14 protein-coding genes are annotated in these 15,568 nt (G+C 35.1%); 4 read left to right on the forward strand and 10 right to left on the reverse strand.

The window, feature by feature from the left end:
* The first annotated feature begins 12 nt into the window (after nucleotides 1–12).
* Nucleotides 13–2,562, forward strand: a complete 2,550-nt coding sequence (locus ACR9EA_RS09140; RefSeq protein WP_435131898.1) for a circularly permuted type 2 ATP-grasp protein — start codon at nucleotides 13–15, stop codon at nucleotides 2,560–2,562.
* Nucleotides 2,563–2,564: 2 nt separating this feature from the next.
* Nucleotides 2,565–3,464: a transglutaminase family protein gene (locus ACR9EA_RS09145; RefSeq protein ID WP_435131901.1), complete on the forward strand. Its 900-nt coding sequence runs from the start codon at nucleotides 2,565–2,567 to the stop codon at nucleotides 3,462–3,464.
* On the opposite strand, the gene ACR9EA_RS09150 is transcribed toward ACR9EA_RS09145, so the two are convergent.
* The 4 genes from ACR9EA_RS09150 to ACR9EA_RS09165 all read right to left on the reverse strand — a co-directional run bounded on the left by ACR9EA_RS09150 (nucleotide 3,454) and on the right by ACR9EA_RS09165 (nucleotide 7,733).
* Entirely contained in the window at nucleotides 3,454–4,455 is a 1,002-nt protein-coding gene (locus ACR9EA_RS09150) for an alpha-E domain-containing protein (protein ID WP_435131903.1), read from the reverse strand. The genes ACR9EA_RS09145 and ACR9EA_RS09150 overlap by 11 nt on opposite strands.
* 6 nt (nucleotides 4,456–4,461) lie before the next feature.
* Nucleotides 4,462–5,928: a circularly permuted type 2 ATP-grasp protein gene (locus ACR9EA_RS09155; RefSeq protein ID WP_435131905.1), complete on the reverse strand. Its 1,467-nt coding sequence runs from the start codon at nucleotides 5,926–5,928 to the stop codon at nucleotides 4,462–4,464.
* Between the two features lie 262 nt (nucleotides 5,929–6,190).
* Complete coding sequence (locus ACR9EA_RS09160) at nucleotides 6,191–6,607, reverse strand: OsmC family protein (protein ID WP_435131907.1); 417 nt, start codon at nucleotides 6,605–6,607, stop codon at nucleotides 6,191–6,193.
* Between the two features lie 16 nt (nucleotides 6,608–6,623).
* Complete coding sequence (locus ACR9EA_RS09165) at nucleotides 6,624–7,733, reverse strand: alkene reductase (RefSeq protein ID WP_435131910.1); 1,110 nt, start codon at nucleotides 7,731–7,733, stop codon at nucleotides 6,624–6,626.
* Between the two features lie 181 nt (nucleotides 7,734–7,914).
* Between ACR9EA_RS09165 and ACR9EA_RS09170 the strand changes: the two genes are divergently transcribed.
* A complete protein-coding gene (locus ACR9EA_RS09170; RefSeq protein ID WP_435131912.1) occupies nucleotides 7,915–8,823 on the forward strand; it encodes an EamA family transporter in 909 nt (302 codons plus the stop codon).
* Nucleotides 8,824–8,863: 40 nt separating this feature from the next.
* On the opposite strand, the gene ACR9EA_RS09175 is transcribed toward ACR9EA_RS09170, so the two are convergent.
* The 4 genes from ACR9EA_RS09175 to ACR9EA_RS09190 form a co-directional block, all read right to left on the reverse strand.
* Nucleotides 8,864–9,286 carry a type II toxin-antitoxin system VapC family toxin gene (locus ACR9EA_RS09175; RefSeq protein ID WP_435131915.1) on the reverse strand — a complete coding sequence of 141 codons (423 nt, stop codon included), beginning with the start codon at nucleotides 9,284–9,286 and terminating at the stop codon, nucleotides 8,864–8,866.
* 1 nt (nucleotide 9,287) lies between these two features.
* On the reverse strand, nucleotides 9,288–9,539 hold the full coding sequence (locus ACR9EA_RS09180; RefSeq protein ID WP_435131917.1) for a DUF6364 family protein: 252 nt from the start codon (nucleotides 9,537–9,539) through the stop codon (nucleotides 9,288–9,290).
* Nucleotides 9,540–9,666: 127 nt separating this feature from the next.
* Entirely contained in the window at nucleotides 9,667–10,935 is a 1,269-nt protein-coding gene (locus ACR9EA_RS09185) for a DUF2130 domain-containing protein (protein ID WP_435131920.1), read from the reverse strand.
* 134 nt (nucleotides 10,936–11,069) lie between these two features.
* On the reverse strand, nucleotides 11,070–11,921 hold the full coding sequence (locus ACR9EA_RS09190; RefSeq protein ID WP_435131923.1) for a universal stress protein: 852 nt from the start codon (nucleotides 11,919–11,921) through the stop codon (nucleotides 11,070–11,072).
* Between the two features lie 258 nt (nucleotides 11,922–12,179).
* Here ACR9EA_RS09190 and nhaA point away from each other — a divergent pair, with 258 nt between their 5' ends.
* Nucleotides 12,180–13,496, forward strand: coding sequence for a Na+/H+ antiporter NhaA (gene nhaA / locus ACR9EA_RS09195; protein ID WP_435131926.1), 1,317 nt, complete (start codon nucleotides 12,180–12,182; stop codon nucleotides 13,494–13,496).
* Between the two features lie 90 nt (nucleotides 13,497–13,586).
* Here nhaA and ACR9EA_RS09200 read toward each other — a convergent pair whose 3' ends face one another.
* Complete coding sequence (locus ACR9EA_RS09200; RefSeq protein WP_435131928.1) at nucleotides 13,587–14,627, reverse strand: agmatine deiminase family protein; 1,041 nt, start codon at nucleotides 14,625–14,627, stop codon at nucleotides 13,587–13,589.
* The gene (locus tag ACR9EA_RS09205; protein ID WP_435131930.1) at nucleotides 14,628–15,518 is read right to left on the reverse strand and encodes a carbon-nitrogen hydrolase; all 891 of its coding nucleotides are present in this window, start codon (nucleotides 15,516–15,518) and stop codon (nucleotides 14,628–14,630) included.
* Nucleotides 15,519–15,568: the final 50 nt, after the last annotated feature.

The raw sequence follows: 15,568 nt of genomic DNA on the forward strand, positions 1-15,568 counted from the left end.
GGTTTCTTTATCATGGATACAAAAGAGCACACCATTTTTCAAAACTATTTTAAAGACTTTAATAATTACGACGAATTATTAAACGTCAATCTATCTACTAAAGACGATTGGAAAGTGCTTTTAACTAATCTTACAAAAATAGGAAGCAAAGCTTTAACCACTAAACAGGCCGATTTAGATTGGTTACTTTCAGAAAACGGTGTAACTTACAATGTTTACAACGACCCTAAAGGCCTTAATAGACCTTGGAATTTAAATATTGTTCCGTTTATCATTCACCAAAAAGAATGGAAAACAGTAGAGCAAGGTATTACCCAACGTGCCGAACTTCTAAATTTAATTTTAAAAGATTTATACGGCAAACGAGAATTACTAAAACAAGGCATCTTGCCTCCCGAAGTGGTGTACGCCCACCGAGGTTTTTTAAGAGCCTGCGATAATATACAATACAAAACAGCAAAGCAATTACTTATCTATGCTGCAGATCTGGCAAGAGGACCAGATGGTAGAATGTGGGTAGTTAACGATAGGTCGCAAGCGCCTTCGGGAATGGGCTATGCCTTAGAAAACAGGTTCTCTACCAGTAAAATTTTACCCGAATTGTATAGCAATATAAACGTTATACACCCATCTGTTTTTTTTAACGATTTTAATCAGTTGCTATTTAATGCTGCACCATCAAACAAAGACAATCCTACAGTAGTTATTTTAACACCCGGACCACACAACGAAACTTTTTTCGAGCACTCTTATTTATCGTCTTTATTGGGTTATCCCCTAGTAAAAGGCAACGATTTAGTGGTTAGAAACAGTAAGGTCTGGTTAAAATCCTTAAATGGTTTACGCCAAGTAGATGTTATTTTAAGGCGTGTAGACGATATTTTTGTAGATCCATTAGAACTTAGAGAAGATTCGTATTTAGGGGTAGCAGGCTTGCTTGAAGCGGTTAGAATGCAAAACGTTACGGTAGTAAACCCTATTGGCAGCGGTGTTTTAGAAAACCCTGGTCTTATTCCGTTTATGAAAAATATTTGTAAGTATTTTTTAAACGAAGACTTAATCTTACCGCAAATTGCATCTTGGTGGTGTGGGCAAGAAAAAGAACGACACTATGTGATTAACAATATGAAGTCGTTTGTCGTAAAACGCATAGACCGACTGCATAGAGAAAGTTTATTTTTCTGCGAGTTTTTATCGGAACAAGAATTAAAAACATTAAAACTAAAAATCCTGGCCAACCCTTACCAATATGTTGCTCAAGAAAAAATTTATTTTTCTACCGCACCAAATTTCGTTAATGGAGCATTAGAGCCAAGAAAAATAGTATCGCGTACTTTTGCAATAGCCAAAAACGACAGTTACAGTGTTATGCCTGGTGGTCTAGTTCGTGTTGCCGCAGAGCGCGAAAAGCTAATCGTATCTAACCAACGTGGTGGCACTAGCAAAGATTTTTGGATTATTAGCGATGACGACCAACACAATATTCAATTATATGCGTGGAATAAAACCATATCTAATTACACCTCCAATATAAACGACGTACCTAGCTATACCGCTGAAAATTTATTTTGGTCTGGCAGATATTTAGGGCGTACCATGTTAACTGCACGTTATTTAAGAATGGTGTTAAACCAAATGGCCAATGTACAATACAATATTAGAAAGTCTGAATCGGAAAGTTTAACCTTATTATTTAAGTCTATTACAGCCATCACCTCTACTTATCCTGGTTTTATAGAAGATGAAGACACCCTAAAACAGCCTTTAAAAGAAATACAAAACTTGGTTTTAGACGATACCAGAATAGGCAGTTTTGCCCAAACCTTAATGAGTTTTAACAACTCGTATTACTCGCTCAGAAATTTATGGTCTAAAGACATGTGGCGCGTATCTGATGATATTCAGCGTTTATGGAGCAACTTAAAAGACGACGAGCAATACACTGTACAATCGCTTATTAAGTTTTTCGATAAAATTATCACACGATTAATCGCCTTCATGGCCTTAACCGAAGAAAGTATTTTGGTAAAACAAGGGCTGCTACTCTATTTTATTGGTTTGCAATTAGAACAAGCCACAATTACCATTTCAAAATTCAGGGCTTTAATTATTGTAAAGCACGACGAAGAGTTGGAATACGAAATTTTAGAAGCACTCTTGGCCAGTCATGAAAGTTTAAACATTTACAGATACAGCTACCAATCGTATTTGAGTATAGAAAACGTTATAAATCTATTATTGCTCGATAAAGACTATGCGCGCTCATTAACGTACCAAATACACCGCTTGAAGAAAGACATAGACCAATTGCCTAACAATACCTCTAACTTAGGACGTTCTGCCAGCCAAAAGCAAATTAGCTTGGCATTGCAGAAAATAGAAAATATAGACCTTAATTTTTTACTTAAGGTAGACCAAGCTTCAAACATGTATTTAAATTTAGAAAAGTTGTTGGCAGATTTAAGTGAATTATTATTCGATATTTCTTCATCTATCGCAAACACTTATTTCAATCATTCTTATCAGCAAAAGCAATTAGTAAACCGTAAAGCTTCCAATTAAACATGGTTTTTAATATTTCGCATACCACAACCTATAAATACGAAAATGGCGTGTCTTACTGCCAAAATTTAGCCACTTTAAAACCAAAAGACTTTAAAGGCCATTCGCTATTAGATTACACATTAGAAATTAGCCCAAAGCCTGCAGATTTTTCCGAGCGCATCGATTTTTTTGGAAACACAATAACGCATTTTTCAATAGGTCAATTACATGACGAATTAAAGGTAACGGCGAGAAGTAAAGTGGATAGGAATTTCGATTTACAATTTGAAGACATCGACCTTTCTAGCCGAAAAATAATAACAGTCGATTTAGCAAAACGATTATTACGCGGTATAGAGCCAGAACTTATTGATGCCAGACAATACACTTTAAAATCGCCTCTCATCTCTGAAATCTCTACAGATATTAGAGCGTATGCCAAAGTATCGTTTAAACCAAATAGGCCCTTATACGATGCGGCTTTAGAACTCATGCAGCGCATTTACACCGATTTTGATTTTGTATCGGGATTCACCAACATTTCTACACCATTACAAGACGTAATGAACGAAAAAAAAGGTGTTTGCCAAGATTTTGCTCAAATTGCTATAGCCTGCGTTCGCGCTATGGGGTTACCCGCACGTTATGTAAGTGGTTATATAGAAACCCTGCCACCGCCAGGCAAAGAAAAATTAGTGGGCACAGATGCTTCGCACGCTTGGTTTTCGGTGTTTATACCAACTTTAGGCTGGTTTGACTTTGACCCAACCAACAATCAAATTCCTAAAAACCAACATTTAATTGTGGCACATGGTAGAGATTATTACGATGTTCCGCCTTTAAAAGGTATAATTTACACTACAGGAAAAAACGATATGGACGTTGCTGTAGATATTAGACCTGCCGATGTTAATAAATAAACTCTTGTTTTTGATGCGGTTTTACGATACAGGCATTCGAAATATTGAAATAATCTTCCTCTAACTGTTCGGCTATAATTTCCAACTTAGTCACCAATTGGCCTATACATTCTTGTAAATTATCATCTATATCTTCAATAAGTTTATAATCGTATTCACATTTCATTTTTGCAATTGAAAACGATGCCGAAGGGTTTGAAGGATTTTTTTCTTTTGAAATGATAGCAATATACTTATGTATTTCGTTCAAACAATTCTTTATAGAGCGTGGACACTGACTATTTAAAATGATGAATTCCAATGTGTTTTTACGTTGGGGTGTTTTTTTATAAAACCGTCGCATCATATCGTAAGAAGACACACATTTTAACAAGGTACTCCATTGGTAGCCATGTGTTTCGCCCATAGTAGAACTGTAATATTCCTTTTCGGCCGATGCATCGCTTACTTTAGAATTTATAATTCTGGACACCTGCATAGCGCGCTCTAAATATATACCCAACATAATTATGGCATACACCTCGTCGTGCAATAAAGTACTTTGTATTTTGGTTCGTATACTAGAAGTCGCATTGGTGACTAGCGTTGTAAAATCATATAAATTACTTTTAATAAAATCTTCGACCGAATAGTTTTTAACATCGTTTCTTATAGTGTTTATAGCTTCAAAAAGCTCGGTAGAAATTAAATCTCTGGAACTTCGTGCATTTTCATAAGCTTTAAACATAGAGTTAATAATAGAATAAGGGGCATTGGTATTTAAGCCCACATTAAACAACACCTCTTCTTCTTTTAGTTCTACTTCGGGCGCTACAATTAAATTAGCACTCATATACATAACAGACCGAAATACAAACTGTTTAGATTGCGACATGTCGTCTGGTGCATCTAAAGACGAAAAGTAATTCACACTTAAATATCTTGCCAAATGTTCTGAGCGCTCTAAATAGCGTCCCATCCAAAATAAATTATTGGCGACTCTTGCTAACATATAATCTTATTTTTTTAAAACCCAAGTATCTTTAGAACCACCACCCTGCGAAGAATTCACTACCAAATTCCCCTTTTTTAAAGCAACTCTAGTAAGTCCTCCTTTTAGAACAAAATCTTTATCTTTTCCTAATAAAGTGAAGGTTCTTAAATCGACATGTCGTGACTCGAAAGAATCTGTTTCGTGCACAAATGTAGGATGTGTAGACAACGACATAATAGGTTGTGCGATATATTTTCTAGGATCTGATTGTATTGTAGTTTTTACCTTCTCTATCTCTTCTTTAGTTAAGGTGTTTCCTATAGAAATACCATAACCTCCAGACTCGTCTACAGGTTTTACCACCAATTCGTGAATATGGTCTAGCACATACGCTAGGTCTGTTGCTCTGCTACAATGATAGGTGTTAACATTATTTAAAATAGGCGTTTCATCAAGATAGTATTTAATAATTTCTGGCATGTAAGTGTAAATCGCCTTATCGTCTGCCACGCCAGTTCCCGGCGCATTAACCAATGTAACATTGCCTTTTTTATAAACAGAAAACAATCCAGGAACACCCAATAAAGACTCTTTATTAAAGACTAACGGATCTATAAACATGTCGTCTATACGGCGGTAAATAACATCTACTTTCTCTAAACCGTAAATAGTTCGCATGTACACAAAATCGTTCTCAACCAGTAAATCCCTTCCTTCTACCAAAGCCACTCCCATTTGTTTAGCCAAAAACGAATGCTCGTAATATGCCGAATTGTAAACTCCTGGCGTAATTACAACACATACAGGATTATCTACTCCAGATGGTTTTACAGACTCCATGGTTTCCAACAAATTGGCTCCATAATCTACAACCGTATGTAATTTGTATTGATTGAATACACCAAAAAGCGCATGCTTTACTGCTTGCCTATTCCCAATAACATAACTTACACCCGACGGGCATCTAATGTTATCTTCCAACACATAATATTGGCCGTCGGAATGTTTAATTAAATCGGTACCAGAAATATGATTGTAAATGCCTTCGGGCGGATTAAGCCCTTTCATTTGCTTTAAATAATTAACAGAAGAACTTATAAGCTCTATCGGAACAATACCTTGTTTAATAATCTTTTGTTCGTGATACACATCCCATAAAAACAAGTTTAGCGCTTTACACCGTTGTAAAACGCCTCTTTCTATATGATTCCAATCTTTTTCATTGATGATACGTGGAAACAAATCGAATGGAAAAATTTTTTCCTGAACTTCATTTTCACCATACACCTGAAAAGTAATTCCTAAATTAAAGAATGAATCTTTTGCCCGTTTATTAAGCTGTGCAAATTCGTTTACAGAATAGGCACTAAACATTTTAAAAAGCCTTTTGTAAATATCTCTTATATCCTGATTGTCGTCTAGTAATTCGTCATAAAATCTGGAATCGAAACTATACGATGAGAATAAAGGAAGGGTGTCTAGTGTCTTCAAAGTTATATTGGTGTTAATTAGGTGGTACTCTGATAAATTTACAGTAATTTCTTTCCAAAATCAACACTTAAACACATGTTTACTAAACTTTTACTAATTATTATTGAAATGATAATTTCTCTCTACTTCCGTTTCTGTTTTACTATTTTTTAAAGTATAAATTATCTTCATTTTAATAAATTGCAACTCGTAACTCAATACTTTGTACACAAAACATTCGTTTAGATACAATTACACAGTCATATTAAAATCTATTAATGTATTATTCTAAATGAATCTCTAAATCTATAGTAGTATCAAACAGTTTAGAAACTGGGCAGATTTCTTTTGCATGCATGGCGATTTCTTCAAATTGATGCGATTTAATATGTGGTACATCGGCCTGTAATTGAAGTAAGATATGGGTAATACCGCCATCTTCTAAAGTTACCTTTGCTTTAACATCTAAAGTCTCAGGCACAAAAGCCTTCTCGCTTAATAAAAAGCTAAGCTGCATAGCAAAACATCCCGCATGAGCTGCACCTAATAATTCTTCGGGATTGGTGCCTTTGCCATCTTCAAACCTGGTGTTGAATGCATAAGGCGTTTCGTCTAACACCTTACTGGCTGTTGTTAATGTACCTTTGCCCTCTTTTCCGCTGCCTTTCCAAACAGCACTTGCTTGTCTTGTAATTTTCATGATGTTGTATTTTAAGTTATACTTTTTGTGTTTCGTTCATTTTGGGATAATCTGTATAGCCCTCCGGACCTGGAGTGTAAAAAGTGTCTTCATTCCAATCGGCTAATTCTGCATCGGTTTTAAAACGCGCTACTAAATCTGGATTTGAAATGAATAATTTCCCAAAAGACACCAAATCGGCATGGCCATTTTGTATTACCTTGTTTGCCTTTTCTTTTGTATATCCACCATTAATCATTAAAGTGCCGTTATATAAAGGTCGAAAATGTTTAGCGACATCCTGCACCGCATGACGCACATTCGATACATCTGTAAAAGGTTGAGATAAATGAACATATGCCAGGTTATAGTCGTTCAGTTTGGTTATAATGTTTTCGAAAGTAGGTATCGTGTCTTCATCTAAGGTAATCCCGAACAATCCGTTAAGCGACGGGTTAAATCGAACTCCTATTTTGTCTTCAGATAGTTCTGTTTTAACGGCTTCTAATACTTCAAAAAAGAATCGCGTTTTATTATCTATACAACCCCCATAGGCATCAGTTCGACTATTAGAACAATTACAGAAAAACTGATGAAATAAATATCCATTAGAAGAATGAATTTCTACCCCATCAAAACCAGCTTCGACAGCATGTTTTGCCGCTTGCTTAAAATCTGAAACGGTACGTTCTATATCTGCTATAGTCATTGCTTTTGGAGTTACTGTGGGTTTAAAGCCCTCAGGTGTAAACGATTTTTCATTCGGATTGATAGCTGATGGCGCTAAAGGTAATTCCCCATTATGAAAATCAGGGTGCGAAATACGCCCGACATGCCACAGTTGCGCGAAAATTTTTCCGCCTTGGTCGTGTACACGCTTAGTAACGTTTTTCCAACCTTCAACCTGTGCTTCACTGTAAATCCCCGGTGTATTAATATAGCCCACAGCTTCTTTAGAGACCTGAGTTCCTTCTGTAATAATTAAACCGGCCGAACTTCTTTGTTCGTAATATGTGCCGTGTAGGGCATCAGTTGGTTTATGAGCATCGTTTGCTGCTCGACTCCGAGTCATGGGTGCCATAACTACACGATTTGATAAATTTAAATGATGTTTATGATAAGGGCTAACAACACTATTTTTGTCCATTTTTAAAAAGTTTTTGGTTTAGAATATAGAAGTTTACACAAAAAATAAAGCTAAACTCCTAATGCTTATAAAGGTACAAGCTATGCGATTGTAAAATGTATGGAATCGCTAAATTTATTAACCGAAACACGCGACACAAAATTGCTTTTTTAAACTCTGTTGAAACTAGTATCTTCGCGCCATGTGGATTTATTTAGGTTTACTTTCGGCTTTATTTTTAGGATTACACAATTTATGCAAGAAACACGCTGTACAAAACAACGAAGTGTTTCCGGTGTTATTAGGCACTACCTTTGCTGGATTACTAACATTGTTGCCCTTCTTCTTACTCTCGCGATATCAACCCGAAATGGCGAAACAGATTGACTTGTACATTACCCCTATATCTTGGAGTAAACACGGTTATATTTTTATAAAATCGGCTATTATGGCGGCTTCATGGTTACTCGCCTACCAAGCACTAAAACACTTACCTATAACCATAGTAACTCCCATACGCTCTGCGGGTCCGTTTTTTACATTTATCGGGGCTTTAGTTATCTATAAGGAACATCCGAACACTTGGCAGTGGTTGGGATTTTTTATTATTATTTTTTCGGTAATAGGATACTCTAAAGTAGGTAAAAAGGAAGGAATTGATTTTAAAAATAACATTTGGATTTTCGCCATTATGGCCGCAACTTTTTTAGGAGCTTCCAGCGGATTGTACGATAAATTCCTCATCCAAAATTTAGCTTTACAACCACAGACCTTACAATTTTGGTTTTGCTTTTATGTAGTAATTATTTTGCTAATAATCTTGGCCTTTACTTGGTTTCCTAAAGCCAAAAAACGAGCTGCTTTTTCTTGGCGATGGAGCATACCAGCAGTTGGTATTTTACTACAAACCGCCGATTACTTTTATTTTAAAGGACTGCAAGACCCCGAAGCTCTAATTATGCTACTATCGGCCATCAAACGCAGCCAGATTCTTATTGCAGTTATAATAGGTGGTATTATTTTTAAAGAACAAAACAAGCGTAAAAAATTAGTACCCCTATTTGGTATTTTACTAGGTGTGATGCTTATTTTGTACGCTACTGATGTTTGATGACTTGAGTTTAATGTTATTTGATACTAGCTATCATCGTTTAGTCAAATACTTTTCCTTTTAAATATGTTTCTGGAGTCAATATCGCTAATTCGCTTTTCTTAAAATCTTTCAAATTTCTAGTGAGAATTATATTAATCTTTCCGTTTTCGATTGCCGAAAAGTTTTGTAAAGCATCTTCAAAATCTTTAAACTCTGAATTTAAAGCATTCATTACAGAGTTTTCATCTATTTCGATAATTGAAATAATAGTTAATAACTGTTTTAATTTTTCAACAATGATATCATGTTTCGCCGTTTTGCGAAGCAAATAATAAACGTTAGAAATAATAACTGGTGTTATGTAACCCTGTACTTGTTTTTTCGCACAAAGATTCATCAATTCGGCAGCATATTTCGCAAATGGTTTTCTGTTAAAAAAGAAATCCATCAGCACATCCGTATCTATCAGAACCTTATCCATTTTATAGATACTTTTCTTCTATACGATTTCTTAGCTCTTTTTTATAATCCATATTCTTAGGCATTTTAAAAGAACCTTTCAAAGACTCTACAATAGGATTAAGTTTTTGGTCTTTATTTTTTTGTTCTTTTTCTGTAAGAATTTTTAGATAGTTTTCTATAATATCTGACAAACTACGATTTTTTTCTTTCGCATAGCTTTTTGCTCGTTCTATAATTTCTTTCTCTATTGTTAAAGTCAACTTTGTATTCATTTTTTAATGAGTTTAGAATTCGCTTCTAACAAAATTACAAATAATTTGTAATTCACGTATTTTTAATTATCATATCACACGTATTAAATTTCATCATATCTTACTAGAATACAATTATTTTCAGTCTCTACAACAATAAATTATCATCTTCTTCGGCGCCAGGTAATTCTAAAGCTTTTACCGATTGTATCGCATTTCCGGCAATACCTTTTATAGAGCCATACATATCTATAGTATTGGTTACGACCTTTTCTATTTGCTTTTCGCGCTGTTTCCAAATGCGTTGCATAGAACGCTTTTCGCTTTCTAAATCGGATTTCATTTGAGTAAACCCTTCTACAATGGCTTCAATTTGCATTCTAAAAGTTGTACTTGTTAGGTAATCGTAAAGTAAATCCATTTTATCGCCTTTATGTTCTTGGGCAACCATGGCACGGTTTAATTGAATAATTGACTCCCTTAAAACCGAACACAAGCCCTTAAACTCGTCGTAATTACAAATCCAGATGCCATCTTTAAGTCCTAAACGGTCCATATCGGCAGGCATAACTTCGGTAACCAAAACACCAATATTAGCACCTTTGTCGCGAATATCTGCCTTAAATTTTTCGATCCAACTTGGCTGAAAATCTTTTGTGCGCTTACTTTCGTAGTAAATAGAACCGCAATTTTGTTCGGTTCTGGTGTGTACAATTTGTATACAATCGCCACCGCGAGCCCCTTTTTTAATTTCCTGAATGGTATCTAACGGAAATTTTGAAGCCAGCCACTCCTCTATTGCTAATTCTTGAGCTTCGCCTTGCAATTGCATAGAACCTTGCTCTTGCTTGCGTTTCATTTCTTCGGTAAGCTTTTTTTGCGCTTCCAATTGCATTTGCATTTCTTTAAAACGCAACTCATTTTTATCTTCTTCGGCTTTTCGTATTTTCTCGCGCTCTGCTAAAAGTACTTCGTTTAATCGCTTTTGGGCTTCGGCTTCAGCTTCAGCTTTAAGTTCGCCTTTTTCGCGTTTTAATTTTTCTATTTCGGCTTTAGATCGATTGAGTTCTTTAACCTGCTCCGATTTTTCATTTAATTCGTTTTGTAAAGCTTTAAACTGTTCGGATTGTTCTTCTGATATTTTATGCTTCAACACCAGCTCTATTCGCTTTTTTTCTTCTTTTAATGTCTGCTCTAAACGCTGCTGAAACAATTCGTTCTCTCGTTTCTTTTTGTCTTCGAAAGCTAATCGCTCTTGTTGCAATTGATTTTGACTGGCTTCGAAAGCTTTTTTGGTTTCAGCAATCTGGGCTTGGTACTTTTGTTTTATTTCATCTTCTAATTGATGAGCTAATATATCTTGAACATCGATACTCGTACCGCAATTCGGGCATTTTATTTGGGTTTCGTTTTTCATTAAAGCGCGTTTGAAATCTAAAATTAACGTAGAACAAGCTCCTTAAGAGCATGCTTGAAAAACCCAAATATAACGAAAATTATACCTTAAAATAAAAACTCCCGGCATGTTAACCAGGAGTTTTAATTATGTGTTTAAAACATTTTTATATTTAATATGAGTAACGGAATGCTCGCGTGGTTACTTATAGACTTACTGTAAGACATTCCTAAAAAACGTTTCATAAAATCTTGTTCTTTAGCCACCACACAAAGCATGTCTAAATGACGGCTTTCTACAAAAGCACGAACTCCAGACGATACGCCAATATCGGTTAAGGTAAAAAATTGAGTGTCTAAATCTTCAAACACTTGGGTTAATTTTTGTTTTCCAGATTCTTGTAACGCCGTTAAAGCTCTAGGCTTTTCCATGATATTTACAACAGACACTTTAGCCTGGAATTGTTTTAGTAAATATAATAAGGTAGCCAAACCTTGAGCATTAAAATCAATTTCAAAATCTGTAGACAGGCCAACTTCTTCTAAAGGTTTGAATTCTACATTTTGAGGTATTGCCAAAATAGGGCACGAAGCCACACCTATAAGACCAGAGGTGTTACTACCAATTGTCATTTCTTTTAAAGCTGTTGCTCCTTTAGTTCCCATAACGATTAAATCGATTTCTCGCTCTTTAATCACTTTTTTTATAGCATTAGGAAAGCTATCGTAAATAGAAACGGTTACAAATTTATGTTTGTCGTTATTAAAATTGGCCGTAACTGTATTTAAACAATCTACCAAACCTGTTTTACTTATTTCTACCTGCGCCTTGTAAACAGACTCTTTAACTTTAGTAGAAATAATGCCCGACGTTGGGGTAGACATAGCCTCACTGAATGAATTTAACAAGTAGAATGTACATGTTTCATTTTTAAACAGTTGCAATGCATATTGTATCGCATTCCATGCATTGTCTGAAAAATCTGTTGGTAAAAGTATTTTTTTCATTATCGTAAAATTTCTGATTATTTTTATACCTCAAGGTACTCATTATCTTATAAAATTAACATGATTTTTGTCAGTTTTCCTTTAAATCGTGTTAAATTAATTTATAAAAACATCATTATGCTTATTAACTAAGCTCACATATTTCAATACGGAATACGCTTAAAGTTGATAACGTGCTAAACTTTAGGTTTTCATGACTTTTGTCTTTTGAAAGCTTCGAGATCCTTTGTAATTTTAAGGAATTAAAAAATCCAAAAAATGAAGAGTTCCATTCAGAATTTAGTTGTTACCCCGATTACAAAATTTGTTCAGATAGAAAGTTTTGCAGGAATACTCCTTTTTATAGCCACAGTTGTGGCTTTAATCTGGGCCAATTCTCCATTTGCAGAATCGTATTACAACATTTGGCATTACACCGTTGGATTTGAATTTGGCAATTTCGCATTAAAAAAAGACCTAATACATTGGATTAACGACGGCTTAATGGCCGTATTCTTTTTTTTAATTGGTCTAGAAATTAAACGAGAAATCTTAATGGGCGAATTAAATACCATTAAAAAGGCTTCTCTACCCATTTTCGCAGCATTAGGAGGAGTTGTTGTTCCTATAACCCTATTTTTAATGCTTAACAAGAATCCTGAAACTGTTGCTGGATGGGGCATACCAATGGCTACAGATATTGCTTTTTCGCTAGCTGTTTTACAAGTACTGGGCAGTCGTGTACCATTAGCTTTAAAAATATTTTTAACAGCTTTTGCCATTGTAGACGATTTGGTTGCAGTTTTGGCAATTGCTATTTTTTATAGCTCGACCATAGATTGGATGCTTATTCTCTACTCTTTTATACTTTTAGCCATCATGTTTTTTATGAGCTATAAACGCTATTTCAGCAAATTTGTATATGCTATTTTTGGGTTTTCTATCTGGTTTTTGTTTTTAAAATCCGGAATTCATCCTACTATTGCTGGTGTATTGGTAGCACTTACAATTCCTATTCATCAAAAGATGGAATTAGCATCAAACATTTATAAATTAGAAGGTATTGTAAATAAACTTTTTAAAATATCAAATGGCAATAGCCCTATTTTATCTCGAAAGCAAATTTATTTAATTGACGACATACAGGTTTGGACAGGAAAAGTACAATCGCCATTACAATATTCCGAACATATTTTACACGGCTGGGTAGCCTATTTTATAATACCATTATTCGCCCTTGCCAATGCAGGAATAACGTTTAGTACAAAAGCAGAATTAAACTTAGATTTTGCATTGTCTTGGAGTATAGGTTTAGCTTTAGTAATCGGTAAATGTCTAGGCGTATTAATTTTCACCTTTATAGGAATCAAATCTAAGTTAGCCGAATTACCAGAAAACATAACTTTTGTTCATATTTTAGGAACTGGTTTTTTAGCTGGTATAGGTTTTACTATGTCTATTTTTGTAACCAATTTAGCTTTCGAGAACCATGCTATTTTTACGGCATCGTCTAAAATAGGTATTTTAGCTGGTTCGTTAATTTCTGGGCTTATTGGTTATTTAATATTAAGGTTTAATGCATCGTCTTCTAAATGACAAATCATTTTAATTCAATACAAAAGCCGTCTTAAAATTGAAGCCAATTACAATTTTAAGACGGCTTTTTAATATTATTTAGCTATAAAATTACGATGGAATTTGCTGACTTAAGCAATGTAAGGTGCCAAATCCCCAAATTAAATCAATCGCGCTCATGCCGATAACTTCATGATTTGGAAAACAATCGGCAATGGTATTTAAAGCTATTCTATCGTTACTATCATTAAATACAGGCACCAACACTAATGTATTTAAAATTAAAAAATTCGCATAACTAGCCGGAATTTGCAAACCATCAAAAAACAACGGTTTAGGCATTGGCAAGGTTACAATATTTGGTGTTTTTCCTGTTTCTAAAGTCGAAGCCTTTAAGCGTTTTAAATTATCTTGAAGCACTTTGTAATTCTTGTCGTCAGGGTTATCTTCTACAACAGTAACAATGGTATCTTCGTTTACAAATCGACATAAATCATCTACATGCCCATGGGTATCGTCGCCCACTATACCGTCTCCTAACCAAATAACATTAGAAACGCCCAAATACGTTTTAAAAATGGCTTCATAATCCGTTTTAGTGAATCCACCATTCCTTACCTGAATGTCAGGATGCAACAAACATTCTTCTGTAGTTAATAAAGTCCCTTTACCATTAACATCTATTGCACCTCCTTCTAAAACTACAGGTTTACCCTTGTATGTTACTTGCTCTAAAGGCATGTTTAATGCCGTTGCCACTTTTTGTGGAACACCACGATCTAGAGTGAAATTTTTATATTTAGCCCAACCGTTAAAATTGAAATTTAAAGCAATGCGCTCGTTTCCTTTTTTTACAATAATTGGTCCAGAATCGCGCATCCAACTCCTATTGGTCTTATGTTGTAAAAAAGCGACCTGTTTCATGTTAACATGAGCCTGATCCAGAAGTTCGGTAACAAACATCTCTTGCTTTCCATCTTTAACCACAAGAAACACCGTTTCTACCTGTGCTACTTTTTTTATAAACTCTACAAATGCCCATTGTATGGCCTTGAATTTTCCTGGCCAATCGTTGCCATTGTATGGAAAACACAATAATACACCCTGTTGCTGCTCCCATTCGGCTGGAAATCTATACCCTAATTCGCTCATTTATTTATCTATTGCGCGTTTAGTAATATCTCCAAAAGCATCTATTCGGCGGTCTCTAAAAAACGGCCAATTCTGACGCACATTTTCCTGTAAATCCAAATCGACTTCGGCAATTAAGATTTCTTCTTTATCGTGCGACGCCTGAGCTAATATTTCGCCCTGAGGCCCAGCTATAAACGATGAACCCCAAAATTGTATACCATCGGTATCTGGCACATATTGTTCTAAACCAATACGGTTAGCGGCAGCTACAAAAACACCATTGGCTACAGCATGGCCTTTCATAACATTCATCCAAGCACCGTGTTGGTTAGCTCCAAACTCTTCTTTTTCTTTAGGATGCCAACCGATAGCTGTTGGATAAAACAATACTTCGGCACCTTTTAAAGCTGTTAATCGTGCTGCTTCTGGATACCACTGATCCCAGCAAATTAGTGTGCCGATTTTGCCTTTTTGGGTTTCGATGGCTTGAAAACCTAAATCGCCTGGTGTAAAATAAAATTTCTCGTAAAAATGAGGATCGTCTGGAATGTGCATTTTTCTGTACAATCCAGCTTCAGTTCCATCGGCATCAATAATATAAGCACTATTGTGATAAATACCTGCCATACGTTTTTCGAAAAACGGCACAATTATTACCACGCCCAACTCTTTTGCTAAAGCGCTAAATGCTTTAAAAGAGGTACTATACAAAGGTTCCGCGTAAGCGAAATTATCAACATCTTCAGTCTGACAAAAATAGTGGCTACTGTACAATTCTGGAATAAGAATAATCTCTGCGCCTTGTTTGGCTGCATCGCTTACCCAACTTAAACATTTCTTTAAATTGTTTTCTGGAGTATTGTTCAGATTAAGCTGAACTACCGCTATGTTATATTTCTTTTTTGACATTTTTTAACCGTAAAATTTTAGTGTAAAAATAACTATTTTATTAAAGTGAA

The sequence above is a fragment of the Formosa sp. A9 genome (genome assembly GCF_051200825.1).
GTDB lineage: Bacteria > Bacteroidota > Bacteroidia > Flavobacteriales > Flavobacteriaceae > Formosa.